This is a genomic window from Aeromicrobium sp. REDSEA-S38_B2 (genome assembly GCF_001628525.1).
Classification (GTDB): domain Bacteria; phylum Actinomycetota; class Actinomycetes; order Propionibacteriales; family Nocardioidaceae; genus Aeromicrobium; species Aeromicrobium erythreum.
The window spans coordinates 35,845-53,017 of record NZ_LUNH01000008.1 but is presented as its reverse complement, the minus strand read 5'-3'; the positions used below and the strand labels follow the sequence as shown (position 1 = coordinate 53,017).

The following is a 17,173-nucleotide window of genomic DNA, read 5'->3' as shown; positions in this document are numbered from 1 at the left end:
CGCCCACCGAGGGCTGAGTCCGGCCGGTTCGCGGCAGGGTCGTCGTGGGCTGGCTGGTGCGCTGCCTGCGGGGGTCCCGGCCTGCTGGTGCGTTACCGCAGGGGGTCGTGACCTTGCTGGTGCGTTACCGCAGGGGGTCGTGACCTTGCTGGTGCGCTGCCTCGGCTGGCGCTGGGGGTGGCCTCCGAAAGGGCCTCGACCGGCAGTGGGCCTGGGGCCGGCTCCGGGTCTCGGGGCTTGGCCTGAGCTCGCCTTTGGACGCACGATTCTTCGTTTCTGCGTTCTCGGGCCACGACTCTGCGTTCGCGCGTCCCAACGGTGGGTCTGCCACCTTCTGAGCGCTCTACAGGTGGCAGATCCACCGCCGGCGGGGTCAGACGGAGCAGAGATCTTCCCTTCTCGTGGACCGTGCCACGAGAAGGGAGAAGCACTGCCCACCCCACCCCCAAGGGCACCCACGCTTCTTCCTCCACGCGCCGGAGGTCGAACGCTTCTGCGTTGGTGACGGAATCCCGTACCAAACGCAGAATCCTTGGACTCCGACGCACGAACGCAGCTTCTTGCGTCCACACCCAGCATCGACCCGCAGCCCGAGACCCCAACCCAGCGCCGTCGCCAGCCGCCCGGTCGAGGCCCTTTCGGAGACCACACCCAGCGCCGGCCGAGGCAGCGCACCAGCAAGGTCAGACCCCTTGCGGCGGCGCAGCCGCAAGCACAGACCCACGCGGGCAGCGCACCAGCAAGGTCACGACGACCGCAGGCAGCGCGCCCCAGCCGGAGACGCGCTCAGTCCACGTCGGCGGAGTCGGGGTCGAAGAGGTCGGCGGCGGCGCCGACGACGAGGGGGTCGGGGGTGCGGACGACGTCGTGGTCCTTGCCGGGGTAGTCGAAGCGGTGCAGCACGTGGCGCATGGCCTCAAGACGGGCGCGCTTCTTGTCGTTGCTCTTCACGACGGTCCAGGGGGAGTGCTTGGTGTCCGTCCGGCGGAACATGGCCTCCTTCGCCTCGGTGTAGGCGTCCCACTTGTCGAGGGACGCGAGGTCCATGGGGGAGAGCTTCCACTGACGCACCGGGTCGATCTGGCGGATCGTGAATCGCGTGAGCTGCTCGGCCCGCGACACGGAGAACCAGAACTTCACGACGTGGATGCCGTCGTTGACGAGCATCTTCTCGAACGCGGGGGCCTGCTTGAGGAACTCCGTGTACTGCTCGGGCGTGCAGAAGCCCATCACCCGCTCGACGCCGGCCCGGTTGTACCAGGAGCGGTCGAAGAACGTGATCTCGCCCGACGTCGGCAGGTGGTAGACGTAGCGCTGGAAGTACCACTGGCCCTGCTCGCGGTCGGTCGGCTTGACCAGCGCGACGACCCGCGCGCCGCGGGGGTTCAGGTGCTCGGTGAAGCGCTTGATGGTGCCGCCCTTGCCGGCCGCGTCGCGTCCCTCGAACAGCAGCACGAGGCGCTGCCCCGACTCCTTGACCCAGCTCTGCAGCTTGATGAGCTCGATCTGCAGCAGACGCTTCTCCAGCTCGTACGTGTCGCGGTCCAGACGCTCGGCGTACGGGTAGCCCTCGCGCCACGTGTCGACGGCCAGGCCGCTGGCGTCGAGGAGGACGGGGTCGTCGTCGTCGGAGTCGTCGACGGAGAAGGCGGAGAGCTGCACGGGGCTGAGGGTCTCGAGCACGACGCGCAGCGTAGGGGAGGCCGGTGAACGTGAGGTGACTCCTCACTACGATGGGTCGGTACCCGCACCCCAGCCGCAAGGGAGACGCATGTCGTCGGCCATCTCGCGTGAGGACGTCGCCCACCTGGCGAACCTCGCGCGCATCTCGCTCAGCGAGGACGAGCTCGATCGGCTGGGCGCCGAGCTGCCCGCCATCCTCGACCACGTCGCCGCGGTCCAGGAGGCCGCGAGCGCCGACGTGCCCGCCATGAGCCACCCCGTGCCGATCGACAACGTCTTCCGCGACGACGTCGTCCGCCCCGGTCTCACGCCCGACGAGGCCCTCGCGGGCGCGCCGGCCAGCGAGGAGCAGCGCTTCCTCGTGCCGCAGATCCTGGGGGAGGACTGACATGAGCGACCCCATCCGCCTGAAGGCCGCCGAGATCGCCGAGGCGCTCGGCGACGGCAGCCTGACGTCCGTCGACGTCACGCAGGCCCACCTCGACCGGATCGCCGACGTCGACGACCGGCTCGGCGCTTTCCTGCACGTCGACCCCGAGGGGGCGCTGGCCACCGCGGCCGACGTCGACGCGCGCCGCGCCGCTGGCGAGACGCTCCCGACGCTGGCGGGCGTGCCGGTGGCCGTGAAGGACCTCATCAACACCGTCGGCCAGCCCACGACGGCCGGCTCGCGGATCCTCGAGGGCTGGGTGCCGCCGTACGACGCCACCGTCGTCTCGCGGCTGCGCGCCGCCGGGCTGCCGATCCTCGGCAAGACCAACCTCGACGAGTTCGCGATGGGCTCGTCCAACGAGCACTCCGCCTACAAGCCCGCCCGCAACCCGTGGGACACCGAGCGCATCCCCGGCGGCTCGAGCGGCGGGTCGGCCGCTGCCGTCGCCGGCTACGAGGCACCGCTCGCGCTGGGCACCGACACCGGTGGCTCGATCCGCCAGCCCGGCGCCATGACCGGCATCGTGGGCGTCAAGCCGACCTACGGCGGAGTCTCGCGGTACGGCGTCATCGCCATGGCGAGCAGCCTCGACCAGGTCGGTCCGATGGCCCGCTCCGTGCTCGACGCCGCCCTCCTGCACGAGGTGCTCGCCGGCCACGACCCGCGCGACTCCACCAGCCTCGACGCCCCGGTGCCGTCGGTCGTCGACGCCGCACGCCGCGGCGACGTCACGGGACTGCGGGTCGGCGTGGTCAAGGAGCTGGGCGGGGAGGGCTTCCAGCCCGGCGTCCAGCAGCGCTTCGACGAGACGGTCGAGCTGCTCGCGCAGGCCGGGGCGGAGGTCGTGGAGGTCTCGTGCCCGAGCTTCGAGCACGGCATCGCCGCCTACTACCTCGTCATGCCGAGCGAGGTCTCGAGCAACCTGGCCCGCTTCGACGCCATGCGGTACGGACTGCGGGTCACGCCCGACGGCCAGCTCGCGAGTGCCGAGCAGGTCATGGCGGCCAGCCGCGACGCCGGCTTCGGCGACGAGGTCAAGCGCCGCATCATCCTCGGCACGTACGCGCTGTCGAGCGGCTACTACGACGCCTACTACGGCTCGGCGCAGAAGGTGCGCACCCTGGTGGCGCGCGACTTCGCGGCTGCCTTCGAGCAGGTCGACGTGCTCGTCTCGCCCACGGCGCCCACGACGGCGTGGCGGCTGGGGGAGAAGAGCGACGACCCGCTCGCGATGTACCTCGAGGACGTCGCGACGATCCCGGCCAACCTGGCCGGCGTGCCCGGGCTCAGCCTGCCCGTCGGGCTCGCCAGCGACACCGGCCTGCCCGTGGGCGTGCAGGTGCTCGCCCCGGCGCAGGCCGACGACCGGTTGTACAACGTCGGGGCCGCCCTGGAGCGGCTCGTCGACGCACCCGTCCTGTCCGACATCGACGCGGGAGCCGCCCGATGAGCACGCAGACCACCCCCGCGCTCGTCCCCTTCGAGCGGGCGATCGAGCGCTACGACCCCGTGCTCGGGCTCGAGGTGCACGTCGAGCTGAACACGAACACGAAGATGTTCTGCGGCTGCGCCACGACGTTCGGCGCCGAGCCGAACACGCAGGTGTGCCCGGTGTGCCTCGGCCTGCCGGGTGCGCTGCCCGTCGTCAACGCGAAGGCCGTCGAGTCGGCCATCCGCATCGGGCTCGCGCTCAACTGCGAGATCGCCGAGTGGTGCCGGTTCGCGCGGAAGAACTACTTCTACCCGGACATGCCGAAGAACTTCCAGACGTCGCAGTACGACGAGCCGATCGCGTTCGACGGCTACGTCGACCTCGACGTCGACGGTGAGACCTTCCGCATCGAGGTCGAGCGCGCCCACATGGAGGAAGACACCGGCAAGTCGCTGCACGTCGGCGGTGCGACGGGCCGCATCCACGGCGCCGACCACTCGCTGCTCGACTACAACCGCGCCGGGATCCCGCTCATCGAGATCGTCACGCGCACGATCGAGGTGCCCGCCGAGAAGGCGCCCGCCGTCGCCCGCGCCTACGTCCAGCACCTGCGCGACCTCATGGTGGCGCTCGACGTCTCCGACGCCCGGATGGACCAGGGCTCGCTGCGCGCCGACGTCAACCTCTCGCTCAAGCCGAAGGGCTCCGCGACGCTGGGCACCCGCAGCGAGACGAAGAACGTCAACTCCTTCCGCTCGGTGGAGCGCGCGGTGCGCTTCGAGGTCTCACGGCACGCGGGCGTCCTCGACGCCGGCCAGAGCATCCTGCAGGAGACCCGGCACTTCCACGAGGCCGACGGCTCGACCTCGCCGGGACGCCCGAAGTCCGACGCCGACGACTACCGCTACTTCCCCGAGCCCGACCTCGCACCGGTCTCGCCGTCACGCGACTGGGTCGAGCAGCTGCGCGGCACCCTGCCGGAGCCGCCGGCAGAGCGTCGCAAGCGGCTGCAGGCCGAGTGGGGCTTCTCCGACCTCGACATGCGCGACACCGTGGGGGCGGGGGCGCTGGAGCTGGTCGTCGCGACAGTGGCGGCCGGCGCCACGCCGGCCGCGGCGAAGAAGTGGTGGCTGGGCGAGCTGGCCCGACGTGCCAACGAGGCGGGCGTCGGTCTGGACGAGCTGGGTGTCACGCCCGAGCAGGTCGCCGGCGTCCAGGCGCTCATCGACGAGGGTCGGGTCAACGACAAGCTGGCGCGCCAGGTGCTCGAGGGCGTCCTGGCGGGCGAGGGCTCGCCCGAGGAGGTCGTGTCCGCCCGGGGGCTCGAGGTCGTCTCCGACGACGGTGCGCTCGGAGCGGCCGTCGACGCCGCGATCGCCGCGAACCCCGACGTCGCGCAGAAGATCCGCGACGGCAAGGTCCAGGCGGCCGGCGCGCTCATCGGTGCCGTCATGAAGGAGATGCGCGGCCAGGCCGACGCCGGGCGAGTGCGCGAGCTGATCCTCGAGAAGCTCGCCTGAGCACCCCGTGACGACGCACGAGGGTGAGGACGTCGGCCGACGACCGAGGTCGTGGTCGCGGGTGCTGGTGATCTCGGTCCTCGCCCTCGGCGTCGTTGGCGTCGCGCTGGTCGTGGTCGCGAACCTCCTGGTCGTGGGTCGCACGTCCGAGCGGATCACCCGTCAGCCGGACGACCTCGACCCGGCTCAGGTCGCGATCGTCCCGGGCGCCGGCGTGTACCCCGACGGCTCGCTCGGTCGCCCCGTCGAGCAGCGCGTGCGTGCCGCCCTCGAGCTCTACGACCGGGGGCTGGTCGAGAAGATCCTGGTCTCGGGCGACAACGGCACGCCGAGCTACAACGAGCCCGACGCCATGCGCGACGCGGTGCTCGAGGCCGGCGTGCCGGCCGCCGACGTGTTCACCGACTACGCCGGCTTCAGCACGTGGCACACCATGCGACGCGCCCGCGACGTCTTCGAGGCCGACACCGCGATCGTCGTCACCCAGGGCGTCTACGCCGCCCGCACCGTCGACCTCGGGGTGGCGGCCGGGCTCGACGTGCAGGGCTACGTCGTCAGCGAGGGCGGTCGGCGCGCGCGGGAGTGGCTCGCCCGCGTGCGGGGTCTGGGCGAGGCGACGTTCCGCCCTCGCGTCACGCCGGGGCCGGCGATCCCGATCACCGGCGACGGTCGCACGTCGTGGGCCGACGACCCCGCCTGACGACGGACGGTCTCACGTCCCGCGCAGCGCCTCGATCCGCTCGAGGAGGAGCTGCAGCTCCTCGAGCACGACGTCGGGGTGCTCGACGGGGATGAAGTGGGTCGCGTCGAGCTCGCGGAAGCGGGACCTGCGGACGTTCTGCGAGGCGGTGTACATGTCGCGGGCCCCGGTGAGCACGTCCCAGCGTCCCGCCACGAACGTGGTCGGCACGTCGATGGCGGAGAGGCGCACCCGTGCGTGCTTGGACACGCCGAGGGCGAGCCGGGCGTACCAGGCGGGGTGCGTGGTGAAGAACTCCTTCACCATGGCCTGCAGGTCGGCGGTGTCGGCGGCGGGGTCGATGAGCCGTGCTCGGCGCAGCAGGTCCGTCGTCGAACGGGTCCAGGGCAGCCTGCGGGTCACCGGTGCAAGACCGTGACCCGTCACCGTGGTCACCCGGGCGAGGCTGACCATCAGCTGTCGGGCGAGGAACGGCGGGACGTGCAGGGGAGCGAGCATCGTCCCGAAGGTGTTGCCCGGGACGCCGGCGACGGCCAGGATGCCCTCGACCCGCTCCGGGTGACGCCCGGCGAGCTCGAAGGCCACCGTCACGCCGGTCGACCAGCTCAGGACGGGCGCCGACTCCAGGCCCGCGTCGTCCATCACGGCCAGCGCGTCCTCGACGAAGGAGTCGAGGTCGACACGACCGTCCGCCGGACGTGCCGAGCCGCCGACGCCGCGGTGGTTCCAGGAGACGACCCGCACGCCGCAGTCGGGGTTGAGCAGGGTCGGCCAGGCGTAGGGGTTGGTGCCGAGGCCGTTGCACAGCAGCACGGTCGGTCCGTCGGCGTCGTTGGTCCAGGCGCGCAGCCGCGTGCCGTCGGCGCTGATGACGTCGTGGAAGCGCACGAGGCCCGGGGTCTGGCTCACGGGCGACGATCCTGCCCGCTCGCGGGGCCGTCCGCAACGCGTTCGGCGGAACTCGACCGCGTGGTCCTCATCCCGACAGCCGTGCCACGAGGGCGTCGGCGAAGGTCGCGGCGCCCGTCGCGGTGTGCGGCAGGAAGAACGACGGCTCGGTCAGCTCGAGCTCCATGAGGCGCGGACGTCCGTCGGGTCCGGTCACGACGTCGACCCGGGCGTACAGGAGCTCGTGGCCGGTGAGCTCCCGCGCCACGTGCACCGCGTGCTGGGCGAAGGCCACCTGGTCGGCGGACGGCTCACGCGGCCCGATGTCCTCCTTCAGCTCCGGGAGGCTGCGGGGGTCGTCGCCGCGGGTGAGGAGGGCACCCTTGCGGAAGGCGTGCGACACGGTGCCTCCGAAGAGGAGGATGCCGGTCTCGCCCTCGGTGTCGACGGCGTCGACGTAGGGCTGCGTCATGGTGGCGCGACCGGAGTCGAGCAGGCGACGGCTGTGGGCGACGGCCTGCTCCGGGTCGCTCCAGCGGGCGGTGTCGGCCGCGCCGGCGGAGACGGTCGGCTTCACCACCCACTCCTCGGCCGCCGGCAGGTCGTCGACGGACCGCACGGACCACGCCGTGGGCACGACGGCCACGCCTGCCTCGTCGAGGGCGCGCAGGTAGGTCTTGTCGGTGTTCCACCGCAGCACGGCGGCGGGGTTGGCGAGCCGCGGCACCGCGTCGGCCCATGCGAGGAACTCGGCGCGCCGTGGCACGTAGTCCCAGCAGGAGCGCACGACGACGAGGTCGTAGGCGCCCCAGTCGACGTCCGGGTCGTCCCAGACGGCGGTCTGCGCGTCGAGGCCGCGGGCGGTCATGGCCGCGGTGAGCAGCGGGAGGTCGGGGTCGTGGTGCGCGAAGGTCTTCCCGACGGCCCAGGCGATGTGCATGAGGCCATGATGTCAGGAACAGGTTCTGTCTTACCTGAAGGCATAGACTTATCTTCATGACGGGGCTGTCGACGCGGGTGACGATGATCGTCGACCTCGTGGGCTCGCGCCGGCACGCCGACCGCGTCTGGGTGCACCGGGCGTTCACGGACGCGCTGGCCGCCGTCAACCGGTCCGTGCCCGCCGAGCAGCCGCTCGAGCCCACGGTCGGCGACGAGGCGCAGGCGCGCTACGCGACCGTCGAGCAGGCCCTGAGGTCGTCGTTGCTGCTGCGCCTCGAGCTCCCGGAGCAGCTCGACGCCCGCACCGGCATCGGCGTGGGGCCGGTGCAGCACCTCGGGCACGGTGCCGTCGGACTGCTCCAGGACGGTCCGGGCTGGTGGGCCGCCCGCGACGCCATCAACGAGGCGAAGGCGCGGGAGACCGGCCGCGACCGCACCCTGCGCACCTGGTACGTCGTCGCCGACGGGGTTCCGCGCGCCCCCGAGCACCCCGACCCCGCCCACGTCGACGCCTTCCTGCTCCTGCGCGACGAGATCGTCAGCGGCATGCTGCCGCGGTCGCGACGGCTGCTGCGCGGCGTGCTCGACGGTCGGACCCAGGCCGACCTCGCCGACGAGGAGGGCATCAGCGCCTCCGCCGTGTCGCAGAACCTGCGTCGTAGCGGCGCCTATGCCGTCCTGCACGCGCACGACCTGCTGCTGCACGGCACCGTGCTCACGCCCTCCGCGCCGGGTCAGTAGCCCACCAGCGCCGCGAGGACGAAGAACGGCACCGACGCCCCCGCCAGACGCATCGCCACGCGCACCCAGTGGTACTTGCGCGCCACGATCCGCGACAGCTCGTAGAGCTGGTGCCGGGTCCGTGCCGGCAGGGTCGGCGGCTGGGCGTCGAGCGAGGCGTCGAGGGCCTCCCGGGTGCCGAACGCGGCGACGTGGCCCCAGTAGTAGACCTGGGGGGAGGGCGGCGGCACGGTGAACCGCGGCCACACGGCGAGCGCCGCCGCGCCGACCGAGCCGGCGGCGAGCAGGGCGCCGACGTACCAGACCGTCCGCCCGGGGACGTCGAGTTCGGTGGGGCTCCAGTCGCGCGCGATGAGCCCGGCGAGCAGCGCCCCGAAGCCGATGCCCAGCACCGCCAGCACCATCGAAGCCTTGTGGTCGGCCGCACCTACCTCGTTGCGGGCCTCCGCGAGGATGCTCAGCTCGACCTCGATCGCCTCGACGGGAGGGTCCACGGGCGGTGTGGACCCGGACGGGGCGTCGGCCGAGGGGTCGGCGGGCCGGTCGGTCATGGTGCTCCTCTCCGCCGTCATCGTGCCACGAGCCTCGGACGTCCTCCCGGACGTGACGACACATCAAGTCCTCATGCTTGATACACGTGAATCAAGTCTCAAGCATTGATAGGGTGACGTCATGTTCGCCCTCACCCTCGACCAGCGCCGAAGCCGCCAGGCCGCCGACGCGGTCCCCGACCTCCTGCGCGCGTTGGATGCGACGCCGACGGTGCGAGGCTTCGAGCGCACCGTCGGCGACGAGGTGCAGGCCCTCGTCGACGATCCCGTGGCCGCGGTCGACGTCGTGGTGCTGGTCGCCCGGACGCAGCGCTGGTGGATCGGGATCGGCGTCGGTGACGTCGAGACCCCCGTGCCGACGTCGGTGCGGGCCGCGCGAGGCCCTGCCCTGTACGCGGCGCGGACGGCGGTCGAGCGCGCGGCGCGCTGCCCCGCAGGCGTCGCCCTCGACGTCGGGACGGGTCGTGACGAGGAGGCCGGCGTCGACGCCGAGACGGCGCTGCAGGTGCTGGCGCGGCTCGTCGCCGACCGGTCGGCCGACGGGCAGCAGGCGGTCGACGTGCTCGAGCGACACGCGACGCAGCGGGCCGCTGCCCAGGAGCTGGGGATCACGCCGCAGGCCATGAGCGCAAGGCTCCAGGTGGCGCGCCGCGACGACGAGCAGCGGCTGCGTCACCTCGCTGCGCGGCTGCTCGTGCGGGCCGACGATGCGGCGACCTGACCAGCGGACGCCGCCGAGCCGCCCGGTCGTAGGATCAGCCCATGTCCAGCGAGACCCCCGAACGCCGCCCCGCCCCGACGCCCGAGCCCGGCGTCGACATCAAGCCCCGCAGCCGCGACGTCACCGACGGTCTCGAGAAGACCGCCGCCCGCGGCATGCTGCGCGCGGTGGGCATGGGCGACGAGGACTGGCCGAAGCCGCAGGTCGGCGTCGCGTCCAGCTGGAACGAGATCACCCCCTGCAACCTCTCGCTCGACCGGCTTGCCAAGGCGGTCAAGACGGGCGTGCACGCGGCCGGCGGCTACCCGCTGGAGTTCGGCACCATCAGCGTCTCCGACGGCATCAGCATGGGCCACGAGGGCATGCACTTCTCGCTCGTCAGCCGCGAGATCATCGCCGACTCCGTCGAGACCGTGATGATGGCCGAGCGGCTCGACGGCTCGGTGCTGCTGGCCGGCTGCGACAAGAGCCTGCCCGGCATGCTCATGGCCGCCGCGCGCCTCGACCTGTCCAGCGTGTTCCTCTACGCCGGCTCGATCATGCCCGGCAACGTCGACGGCAAGGACGTCACGATCATCGACGCCTTCGAGGCCGTCGGCGCCTGCATCAAGGGGCTCATCACGCGTGAGGAGGTCGACCGCATCGAGCGGGCGATCTGTCCCGGTGAGGGCGCCTGCGGCGGCATGTACACCGCCAACACGATGGCGTCCGCCGCCGAGGCGCTCGGGATGAGCCTGCCCGGCTCGGCCGCGCCGCCCGCCCCGGACCGTCGTCGCGACGACTACGCCGCCAAGTCGGGCGAGGCCGTCGTCGAGCTGCTGCGCCGGGGCATCACCGCCCGCGACATCATGACGCTCGAGGCCTTCGAGAACGCCATCACCGTCGTGATGGCGCTCGGCGGCTCCACCAACGCCGTGCTGCACCTCCTGGCGATCGCCCGCGAGGCGGGCGTGCCGCTCACCCTCGACGACTTCAACCGCGTCGGCGACAAGGTCCCGCACCTCGGCGACCTCAAGCCGTTCGGACGCTACGTCATGAACGACGTCGACAAGGTCGGCGGCATCCCGGTCATCATGAAGGCGCTGCTCGACGCCGGGCTCATGCACGGCGACGTCATGACGGTCACGGGTCGGACCATGGCCGAGAACCTCGCCGACATCGACCTCGGCCTCGACGGCGACATCATCCGCCCGCTCGACGCCCCCATTCACAAGACCGGCGGGCTCACGATCCTGCACGGGTCGCTCGCGCCCGAGGGTGCCGTCGTGAAGAGCGCCGGCTTCGACTCCGACGTGTTCCGCGGCACCGCGCGCGTCTTCGACGGCGAGCGCGCCGCGATGGACGCCCTCGAGGACGGCACGATCACCTCCGGCGACGTCGTGGTCATCCGCAACGAGGGCCCCAAGGGCGGACCGGGCATGCGCGAGATGCTCGCCATCACCGGGGCCATCAAGGGCGCCGGTCTCGGCAAGGACGTCCTGCTGCTCACCGACGGCCGCTTCTCCGGCGGCACCACCGGCCTGTGCGTCGGCCACGTCGCCCCCGAGGCCGTCGACGGCGGCCCCATCGCGTTCGTGCGCGACGGCGACCCGATCACGCTCGACGTCGCCAACCGCACCCTCGAGGTCGAGATCGACGACGACGAGCTCGAGCGGCGCAAGGTCGGCTGGGAGCCGGCGGCGCCCAAGTACACCTCCGGCGTGCTCGCGAAGTACCGCAAGCTCGTCAGCTCCGCGGCGCACGGCGCCGTCACCGGGTAGTGCCCGACTTCACCGACGAGGAGCTCGCGACCGCCCTGAAGGTCCTCGGGGAGGCGCAGTTCCTGGGCGAGAACGACGAGGCGTACGTGGCGCTGCGTCGTGCCTGCGGCGCGTTCTACAAGGACGTCAAGAAGCAGCGGCGTCGGGCCGCGCGAGCGGCGACCGCCGCCGCCGACCGCGAGGTCGTCGAGCGCACGGCGACCGGCTCGGCGCAGCGCATCGACGACGAGACGGCCGGCATCGCGCTGACGTCGACCGCGCGCGGGGCGACGGCAGGCGTGCTGCAGGTGCCCCGCGGGTGCTACATCTGCAAGCGCAAGTTCACGCTGGTCGACGCGTTCTACCACCAGCTGTGCCCCGACTGCGCGGCCATGAGCCACGCCAAGCGCGACGCACGCACCGACCTCACCGGGCGTCGGGCGCTGCTCACCGGCGGCCGGGCCAAGATCGGCATGTACATCGCGCTGCGCCTCCTGCGCGACGGTGCCGAGACCACCATCACCACCCGCTTCCCGCGCGACGCCGTGCGTCGGTTCGCCAGCCTGCCCGACAGCGCCGACTGGATGCACCGGCTGCGGGTCGTCGGCATCGACCTGCGCGACCCCGCCCAGGTGGTCGGGCTGGCCGACGACCTCGCGGCGCGCGGCCATCTCGACATCATCATCAACAACGCGGCGCAGACGGTCCGGCGGTCGCCGGGCGCCTACGGCCCGCTGGCGGAGTCCGAGGGCGTGCCGCTGCCGCCCGGGCTGAGCCAGGAGACCGGGGGACCGGAGCTCGTCACGTTCGGGCACACGAGCGACCTGCACCCGGCCGCCCTGGTCGGCTCGGTCGAGTCGCACCCCGTGCTGGCAGCCGACGCGGCCACCGCCGACCGGCTCTCCGAGCGGCTCGAGGAGGCGATGACGGCGGGGTCGGCCGACCTGGACCGCGTCGACGCGGGCGGCCTCGTGCCCGACGTCGTCGACACCAACAGCTGGGTGCAGACGGTCTCCGAGGTCGACGCGCTCGAGCTCCTCGAGGTCCAGCTCTGCAACCAGACGGCCCCGTTCATCCTCATCAGCCGGCTGCGCCCCGCGCTCGCCGCCTCACCCGCGCGCCGCACCTACGTCGTCAACGTCTCGGCGATGGAGGGCCAGTTCTCCCGCCGCTACAAGGGACCGGGCCACCCGCACACGAACATGAGCAAGGCGGCGTTGAACATGCTGACCCGCACCAGCGCGGGGGAGATGCTCGAGACCGACGGGATCCTCATGACGGCCGTCGACACCGGCTGGATCACCGACGAACGCCCCCACACCACCAAGGTCCGGCTGGCCGAGGAGGGCTTCAAGGCCCCCCTCGACCTCGTCGACGGCGCCGCCCGCGTGTACGACCCGATCGTCCGCGGAGAGGCGGGCGAGGACGTGCACGGCGTCTTCCTCAAGGACTACGCCGTCTCGCCCTGGTGAGGGTGGGACTTCCCTCGACCTGCGGGTGCGTCGGCGTGGGTTCTCCCTCGGGTGGGGCTGCGTCCGCGCGGCTTCGACTCGAGGTGGGGCTGCGTCGGCGCGGTTTCTCGTGGAGCTGCGTTCCGAGAGGGCCTCGACCGGGCGGTTGGCGAGCGTGCTGGTCTGGGGTCTCGGGCTGCGGGTTGCACTCGGGATGGACTCAAGGATCTGCGTTTCTGCGTCCCATCGGTGGATCTGCCACCTTCGGAGCGCTCTACAGGTGGCATATCCACCGCCGGCGGGGTCAGGCGTGTCAGTGCTTCTCCCTTCTCGTGGACCGTGCCACGAGAAGGGAGAAGGGCTCTGCCCACCCCAACGCAAAGGGCACCCAAGATTCTTCCTTCGCGCGCCTGAGGTCGAACGCTTCTGCGTTGGTGACGGGATCCCGTAGGAAACGCAGAAGCCTCGGAGCCTCACGCACGAACGCAGATCCTTGCGTCCCACGCGACCCACAGCCCGAGTGCCCAACCCGACGCTGCTGCCAACCGCCCGGTCGAGGCCCTTTCGGAGACCACACCCAGCGCCAGCCGAGGCAGCGCACCAGCAAGGTCACGACCCCTGCGGCAGCGCACCAGCACGACGAGACCACCTGCGGTAGTGCACCCACGACGCCACGACCACCACTGATCCCCACCCATGCCGTCCGGATGCTGGTACGACCTGTCTCAGAACTTGACCACGCCCCGTGGGAGGGCGAGACTGTCGAGGTGCCGTTCACCCGCCTTGTCGTAGACGACTGACGCGACGACCCGCCGTCTCGCGTCACCCTCCGTGCGCCATCATTGGCCGGGGGGTTTTTTCATGCGAGGGGACAGGACGCCGGCCGGCGCCACGCCGGGGCCGACGAGCACGCAGCACACCCACCGGGCACGACCAGACGAGATGAGGACGAAGCGATGACGGAAGTGGTCACGAGGCCGAGCAGCGACACGCTGACGGGCGCCCAGAGCCTCGTCCGGTCGCTCGAGCACGCGGGTGTCGAGGTCATCTTCGGCATCCCCGGCGGCGCGATCCTGCCCGCCTACGACCCGCTGTTCGACTCGAGCATCCGCCACGTGCTGGTGCGTCACGAGCAGGGCGCGGGCCACGCGGCGCAGGGCTACGCGATGGTTACGGGCCGCGTCGGCGTGTGCATGGCCACCTCCGGCCCGGGCGCGACGAACCTCGTCACCGCCATCGCCGACGCCTACATGGACTCCGTGCCGATCGTCGCGATCACCGGCCAGGTGTCGTCGAGCCTCATCGGCACCGACGGCTTCCAGGAAGCCGACATCCGCGGCATCACGATGCCGATCACCAAGCACAGCTACCTCGTGACCGACCCCGCCGACATCCCCACCGTCGTCGCCGAGGCGTTCCACATCGCCAGCACCGGCCGCCCCGGACCCGTGCTCGTCGACGTCGCGAAGGATGCTCTGCAGGCCACCACCACCTTCCACTGGCCGAACGAGCTCGCGCTGCCGGGCTACCGGCCCACCACGCGCCCCCACGGCAAGCAGGTGCGCGAGGCCGCACGCCTCATCGCCGCAGCGGAGCGGCCCGTCCTGTACGTGGGCGGCGGCGTGATCAAGGCCGACGCCGCGGCCGAGCTGGCCATGCTGGTCGAGCTCACCGGCATCCCCGTCGTCACCACGCTGATGGCGCGCGGCGCGTTCCCCGACAGCCACGAGCTGCACCTCGGCATGCCCGGCATGCACGGCACGGTCGCCGCCGTCGCCGCCCTGCAGAAGTCGGACCTGCTGATCTCGCTCGGCGCCCGCTTCGACGACCGCGTCACCGGACAGCTGGAGACCTTCGCGCCCGGCGCCAAGGTCATCCACGCCGACATCGACCCGGCCGAGATCGGCAAGAACCGCGAGGTCGACGTGCCGATCGTCGGCGACTGCCGCGAGGTCATCGCCGACCTCGTCGTCACGCTGCGCAAGCAGGCCGACGAGACCGGCACGAAGGGCGACTACACGGCCTGGCGCCAGCAGATGCTCGCCGTCAAGGACAAGTTCCCGGTCGCGTACGACACGCCCGGCGAGGGTCTCGCGCCGCAGACCGTCATCGAGCGGATCAGCGCCATCGCGGGCCCCGAGGCCACCTACGTGGCGGGCGTCGGCCAGCACCAGATGTGGGCCACCCACTTCATCGACTTCGAGCGTCCCCGCCAGTGGCTGAACTCCGGCGGCGCCGGCACCATGGGCTACTCCGTGCCCGCCGCCATGGGCGCGCAGGTCGGGCTGCCCGGTTCCGTCGTGTGGGCCATCGACGGCGACGGCTGCTTCCAGATGACCAACCAGGAGCTCGCCACCTGCGCGCTCGAGGGCATCCCGATCAAGGTCGCCGTCATCAACAACTCCTCGCTCGGCATGGTGCGCCAGTGGCAGACCCTCTTCTACGAGGGCCGCTACTCCAACACCGACCTCAACACGGGCCCGGAGTCGATCGGCGCGCGCCGCATCCCCGACTTCGTCAAGCTCGCCGACGCCTACGGCTGCGTCGGTCTGCGCTGCGACAGCCCCGACCAGCTCGACGCCACCATCGAGCAGGCCATGGCCATCACCGACCGGCCCGTCGTCATCGACTTCGTGGTCGAGCGCGACGCCATGGTCTGGCCGATGGTGGCCGCCGGCACCAGCAACGACGACATCAAGATCGCGCGCGACCTCGCGCCCGAGTGGGAGGACGAGGACCTGTGAGCGACCGGCACCGAGAGGCAGGGCACACGGCATGACCACCCAGCACACCCTCAGCGTCCTGGTCGAGAACACGCCCGGCGTCCTCGCGCGCGTCTCGAGCCTGTTCATGCGGCGCGGGTTCAACATCGACTCCCTCGCCGTCGGCCCCACGGAGATCCCCGAGATCTCTCGCATGACGATCGTCGTGAACGTCGACGAGCTGCCCCTCGAGCAGGTCACCAAGCAGCTCAACAAGCTCGTCAACGTCCTCAAGATCGTCGAGCTCGACTCCTCCTCCGCGGTGGAGCGCGAGCTGATGCTCATCAAGGTCCGCACCGACGCGCAGACCCGCGGCCAGGTGCTCGAGACCGTCCAGCTGTTCCGCGCCAAGGTGGTCGACGTGTCCACGGACGCCGTCACCATCGAGGCCACCGGCGACTCCGGCAAGCTCACGGCCATGCTCAACGTGCTCGAGCCGTTCGGCATCCGCGAGATCGCCCAGTCCGGTCGCGTCGCGATCGGACGAGGCGCCCGCTCCATCACCGACCGCACGCTGCGGACGGTGCCGGGGCACCACAGCGCCTGACCCCCCGACCCACACCACGACACCAGGAGAATCCAGTGGCCGAGCTGTTCTACGACGACGACGCAGACCTCAGCATCATCCAGGGCAAGCAGGTGGCCGTCATCGGCTACGGCAGCCAGGGGCACGCGCACGCCCTCAACCTGCGCGACTCGGGCGTCGACGTCCGCATCGGCCTCGCCCCGGGCTCCAAGAGCCGCGAGAAGGCCGAGGCCGAGGGCCTGCGCGTCCTCGACGTCGCCGACGCCGTGGAGGAGGCCGACGTCATCGTCGTGCTGACCCCCGACCAGGTCCAGCGTCACGTGTACGCCGAGTCGATCGAGCCCAACCTCGTCGACGGCGACGCGCTCGTCTTCGGCCACGGCTTCAACATCCGCTACGGCTACGTCAAGCCCCCGGCAGGCGTCGACGTGCTCCTCGTCGCCCCGAAGGCACCCGGCCACACCGTGCGCCGCGAGTTCGTCGCCGGGCGCGGCATCCCCGACATCATCGCGGTCGAGCAGGACGCCACCCAGGGCGCCTGGGACCTCGCCCTCTCCTACGCCAAGGCCATCGGCGGCACCCGCGCCGGCGTCATCAAGACGACCTTCACCGAGGAGACCGAGACCGACCTCTTCGGCGAGCAGGCCGTGCTCTGCGGTGGCATGTCGCACCTCGTCCAGGCCGGGTTCGAGACCCTGACCGAGGCCGGCTACCAGCCCGAGATCGCCTACTTCGAGGTGCTCCACGAGCTCAAGCTCATCGTCGACCTCATGTGGGAGGGCGGCATCGCCAAGCAGCGCTGGAGCATCTCCGACACGGCCGAGTACGGCGACTACGTCTCCGGACCCCGCGTCGTCGACGCCTCCGTCAAGGAGCGCATGCAGGCCGTCCTCGCCGACATCCAGGACGGCACCTTCGCCAAGCGGTTCATCGACGACCAGGACAACGGCGCCGCCGAGTTCCTCGCCCTGCGCGAGCAGGAGGCCCAGCACCCCATCGAGGCCACCGGCAAGGTCCTGCGCTCCCACTTCTCGTGGAAGCAGCAGGACGCCGACTACGTCGAGGGCTCTGCAGCTCGTTGACG

General features: G+C 71.6%; 15 protein-coding genes. 11 read left to right on the top strand and 4 right to left on the bottom strand.

The window, feature by feature from the left end; translation table 11 throughout:
• Positions 1-786 precede the first annotated feature (786 nt).
• Positions 787-1,683 (bottom strand): polyphosphate kinase 2, encoded by an 897-nt coding sequence (gene ppk2, locus A6Q81_RS01755; RefSeq protein WP_067856422.1) that lies wholly within the window; start codon positions 1,681-1,683, stop codon positions 787-789.
• Positions 1,684-1,771: 88 nt separating this feature from the next.
• On the opposite strand from ppk2, the gene gatC reads away from it, so the two are divergent.
• The 4 genes from gatC to A6Q81_RS01735 are packed head-to-tail and all read left to right on the top strand — an operon-like array spanning position 1,772 to position 5,768.
• Complete coding sequence (gene gatC, locus A6Q81_RS01750; RefSeq protein ID WP_067856425.1) at positions 1,772-2,071, top strand: Asp-tRNA(Asn)/Glu-tRNA(Gln) amidotransferase subunit GatC; 300 nt, start codon at positions 1,772-1,774, stop codon at positions 2,069-2,071.
• A 1-nt stretch (position 2,072) separates the two neighbouring features.
• Positions 2,073-3,566 (top strand): Asp-tRNA(Asn)/Glu-tRNA(Gln) amidotransferase subunit GatA, encoded by a 1,494-nt coding sequence (gene gatA / locus A6Q81_RS01745; protein WP_286689307.1) that lies wholly within the window; start codon positions 2,073-2,075, stop codon positions 3,564-3,566.
• Positions 3,563-5,068: an Asp-tRNA(Asn)/Glu-tRNA(Gln) amidotransferase subunit GatB gene (gatB, locus tag A6Q81_RS01740; RefSeq protein WP_286689306.1), complete on the top strand. Its 1,506-nt coding sequence runs from the start codon at positions 3,563-3,565 to the stop codon at positions 5,066-5,068. Before gatA ends, gatB begins: the two co-directional genes overlap by 4 nt.
• 7 nt (positions 5,069-5,075) lie before the next feature.
• Positions 5,076-5,768 carry a SanA/YdcF family protein gene (locus A6Q81_RS01735; protein WP_286689305.1) on the top strand — a complete coding sequence of 231 codons (693 nt, stop codon included), beginning with the start codon at positions 5,076-5,078 and terminating at the stop codon, positions 5,766-5,768.
• 12 nt (positions 5,769-5,780) lie between these two features.
• Here the strand turns inward: A6Q81_RS01735 and A6Q81_RS01730 are convergent, their stop codons facing one another.
• Both A6Q81_RS01730 and A6Q81_RS01725 read right to left on the bottom strand, forming a co-directional pair.
• Positions 5,781-6,677: an alpha/beta fold hydrolase gene (locus tag A6Q81_RS01730; protein ID WP_286689304.1), complete on the bottom strand. Its 897-nt coding sequence runs from the start codon at positions 6,675-6,677 to the stop codon at positions 5,781-5,783.
• Positions 6,678-6,744: 67 nt separating this feature from the next.
• Positions 6,745-7,596 (bottom strand): ATP-grasp domain-containing protein, encoded by an 852-nt coding sequence (locus tag A6Q81_RS01725; protein WP_067856438.1) that lies wholly within the window; start codon positions 7,594-7,596, stop codon positions 6,745-6,747.
• A gap of 56 nt (positions 7,597-7,652) precedes the next feature.
• Here A6Q81_RS01725 and A6Q81_RS01720 point away from each other — a divergent pair, with 56 nt between their 5' ends.
• Positions 7,653-8,339: a sigma-70 RNA polymerase sigma factor region 4 domain-containing protein gene (locus A6Q81_RS01720; RefSeq protein WP_286689303.1), complete on the top strand. Its 687-nt coding sequence runs from the start codon at positions 7,653-7,655 to the stop codon at positions 8,337-8,339.
• Here A6Q81_RS01720 and A6Q81_RS01715 read toward each other — a convergent pair.
• On the bottom strand, positions 8,333-8,890 hold the full coding sequence (locus A6Q81_RS01715) for a Pycsar system effector family protein (RefSeq protein ID WP_286689302.1): 558 nt from the start codon (positions 8,888-8,890) through the stop codon (positions 8,333-8,335). The two genes, A6Q81_RS01720 and A6Q81_RS01715, sit on opposite strands and share 7 nt — an antisense overlap.
• A gap of 121 nt (positions 8,891-9,011) precedes the next feature.
• On the opposite strand from A6Q81_RS01715, the gene A6Q81_RS01710 reads away from it, so the two are divergent.
• The 6 genes from A6Q81_RS01710 (at position 9,012) to ilvC (ending at position 17,171) form a co-directional block, all read left to right on the top strand.
• The gene (locus tag A6Q81_RS01710) at positions 9,012-9,611 is read left to right on the top strand and encodes a hypothetical protein (RefSeq protein ID WP_286689301.1); all 600 of its coding nucleotides are present in this window, start codon (positions 9,012-9,014) and stop codon (positions 9,609-9,611) included.
• A gap of 41 nt (positions 9,612-9,652) precedes the next feature.
• Positions 9,653-11,371 carry a dihydroxy-acid dehydratase gene (ilvD, locus tag A6Q81_RS01705; protein ID WP_067856447.1) on the top strand — a complete coding sequence of 573 codons (1,719 nt, stop codon included), beginning with the start codon at positions 9,653-9,655 and terminating at the stop codon, positions 11,369-11,371.
• The gene (locus tag A6Q81_RS01700) at positions 11,371-12,822 is read left to right on the top strand and encodes an SDR family NAD(P)-dependent oxidoreductase (protein ID WP_286689300.1); all 1,452 of its coding nucleotides are present in this window, start codon (positions 11,371-11,373) and stop codon (positions 12,820-12,822) included. The genes ilvD and A6Q81_RS01700 overlap by 1 nt, the downstream gene beginning before the upstream one ends.
• A 935-nt stretch (positions 12,823-13,757) precedes the next feature.
• Entirely contained in the window at positions 13,758-15,545 is a 1,788-nt protein-coding gene (locus A6Q81_RS01695; RefSeq protein WP_067856453.1) for an acetolactate synthase large subunit, read from the top strand.
• 31 nt (positions 15,546-15,576) lie between these two features.
• The gene (gene ilvN, locus A6Q81_RS01690; protein WP_067856456.1) at positions 15,577-16,110 is read left to right on the top strand and encodes an acetolactate synthase small subunit; all 534 of its coding nucleotides are present in this window, start codon (positions 15,577-15,579) and stop codon (positions 16,108-16,110) included.
• Between the two features lie 35 nt (positions 16,111-16,145).
• The gene (ilvC, locus tag A6Q81_RS01685; RefSeq protein WP_067856459.1) at positions 16,146-17,171 is read left to right on the top strand and encodes a ketol-acid reductoisomerase; all 1,026 of its coding nucleotides are present in this window, start codon (positions 16,146-16,148) and stop codon (positions 17,169-17,171) included.
• Positions 17,172-17,173 lie beyond the last annotated feature (2 nt).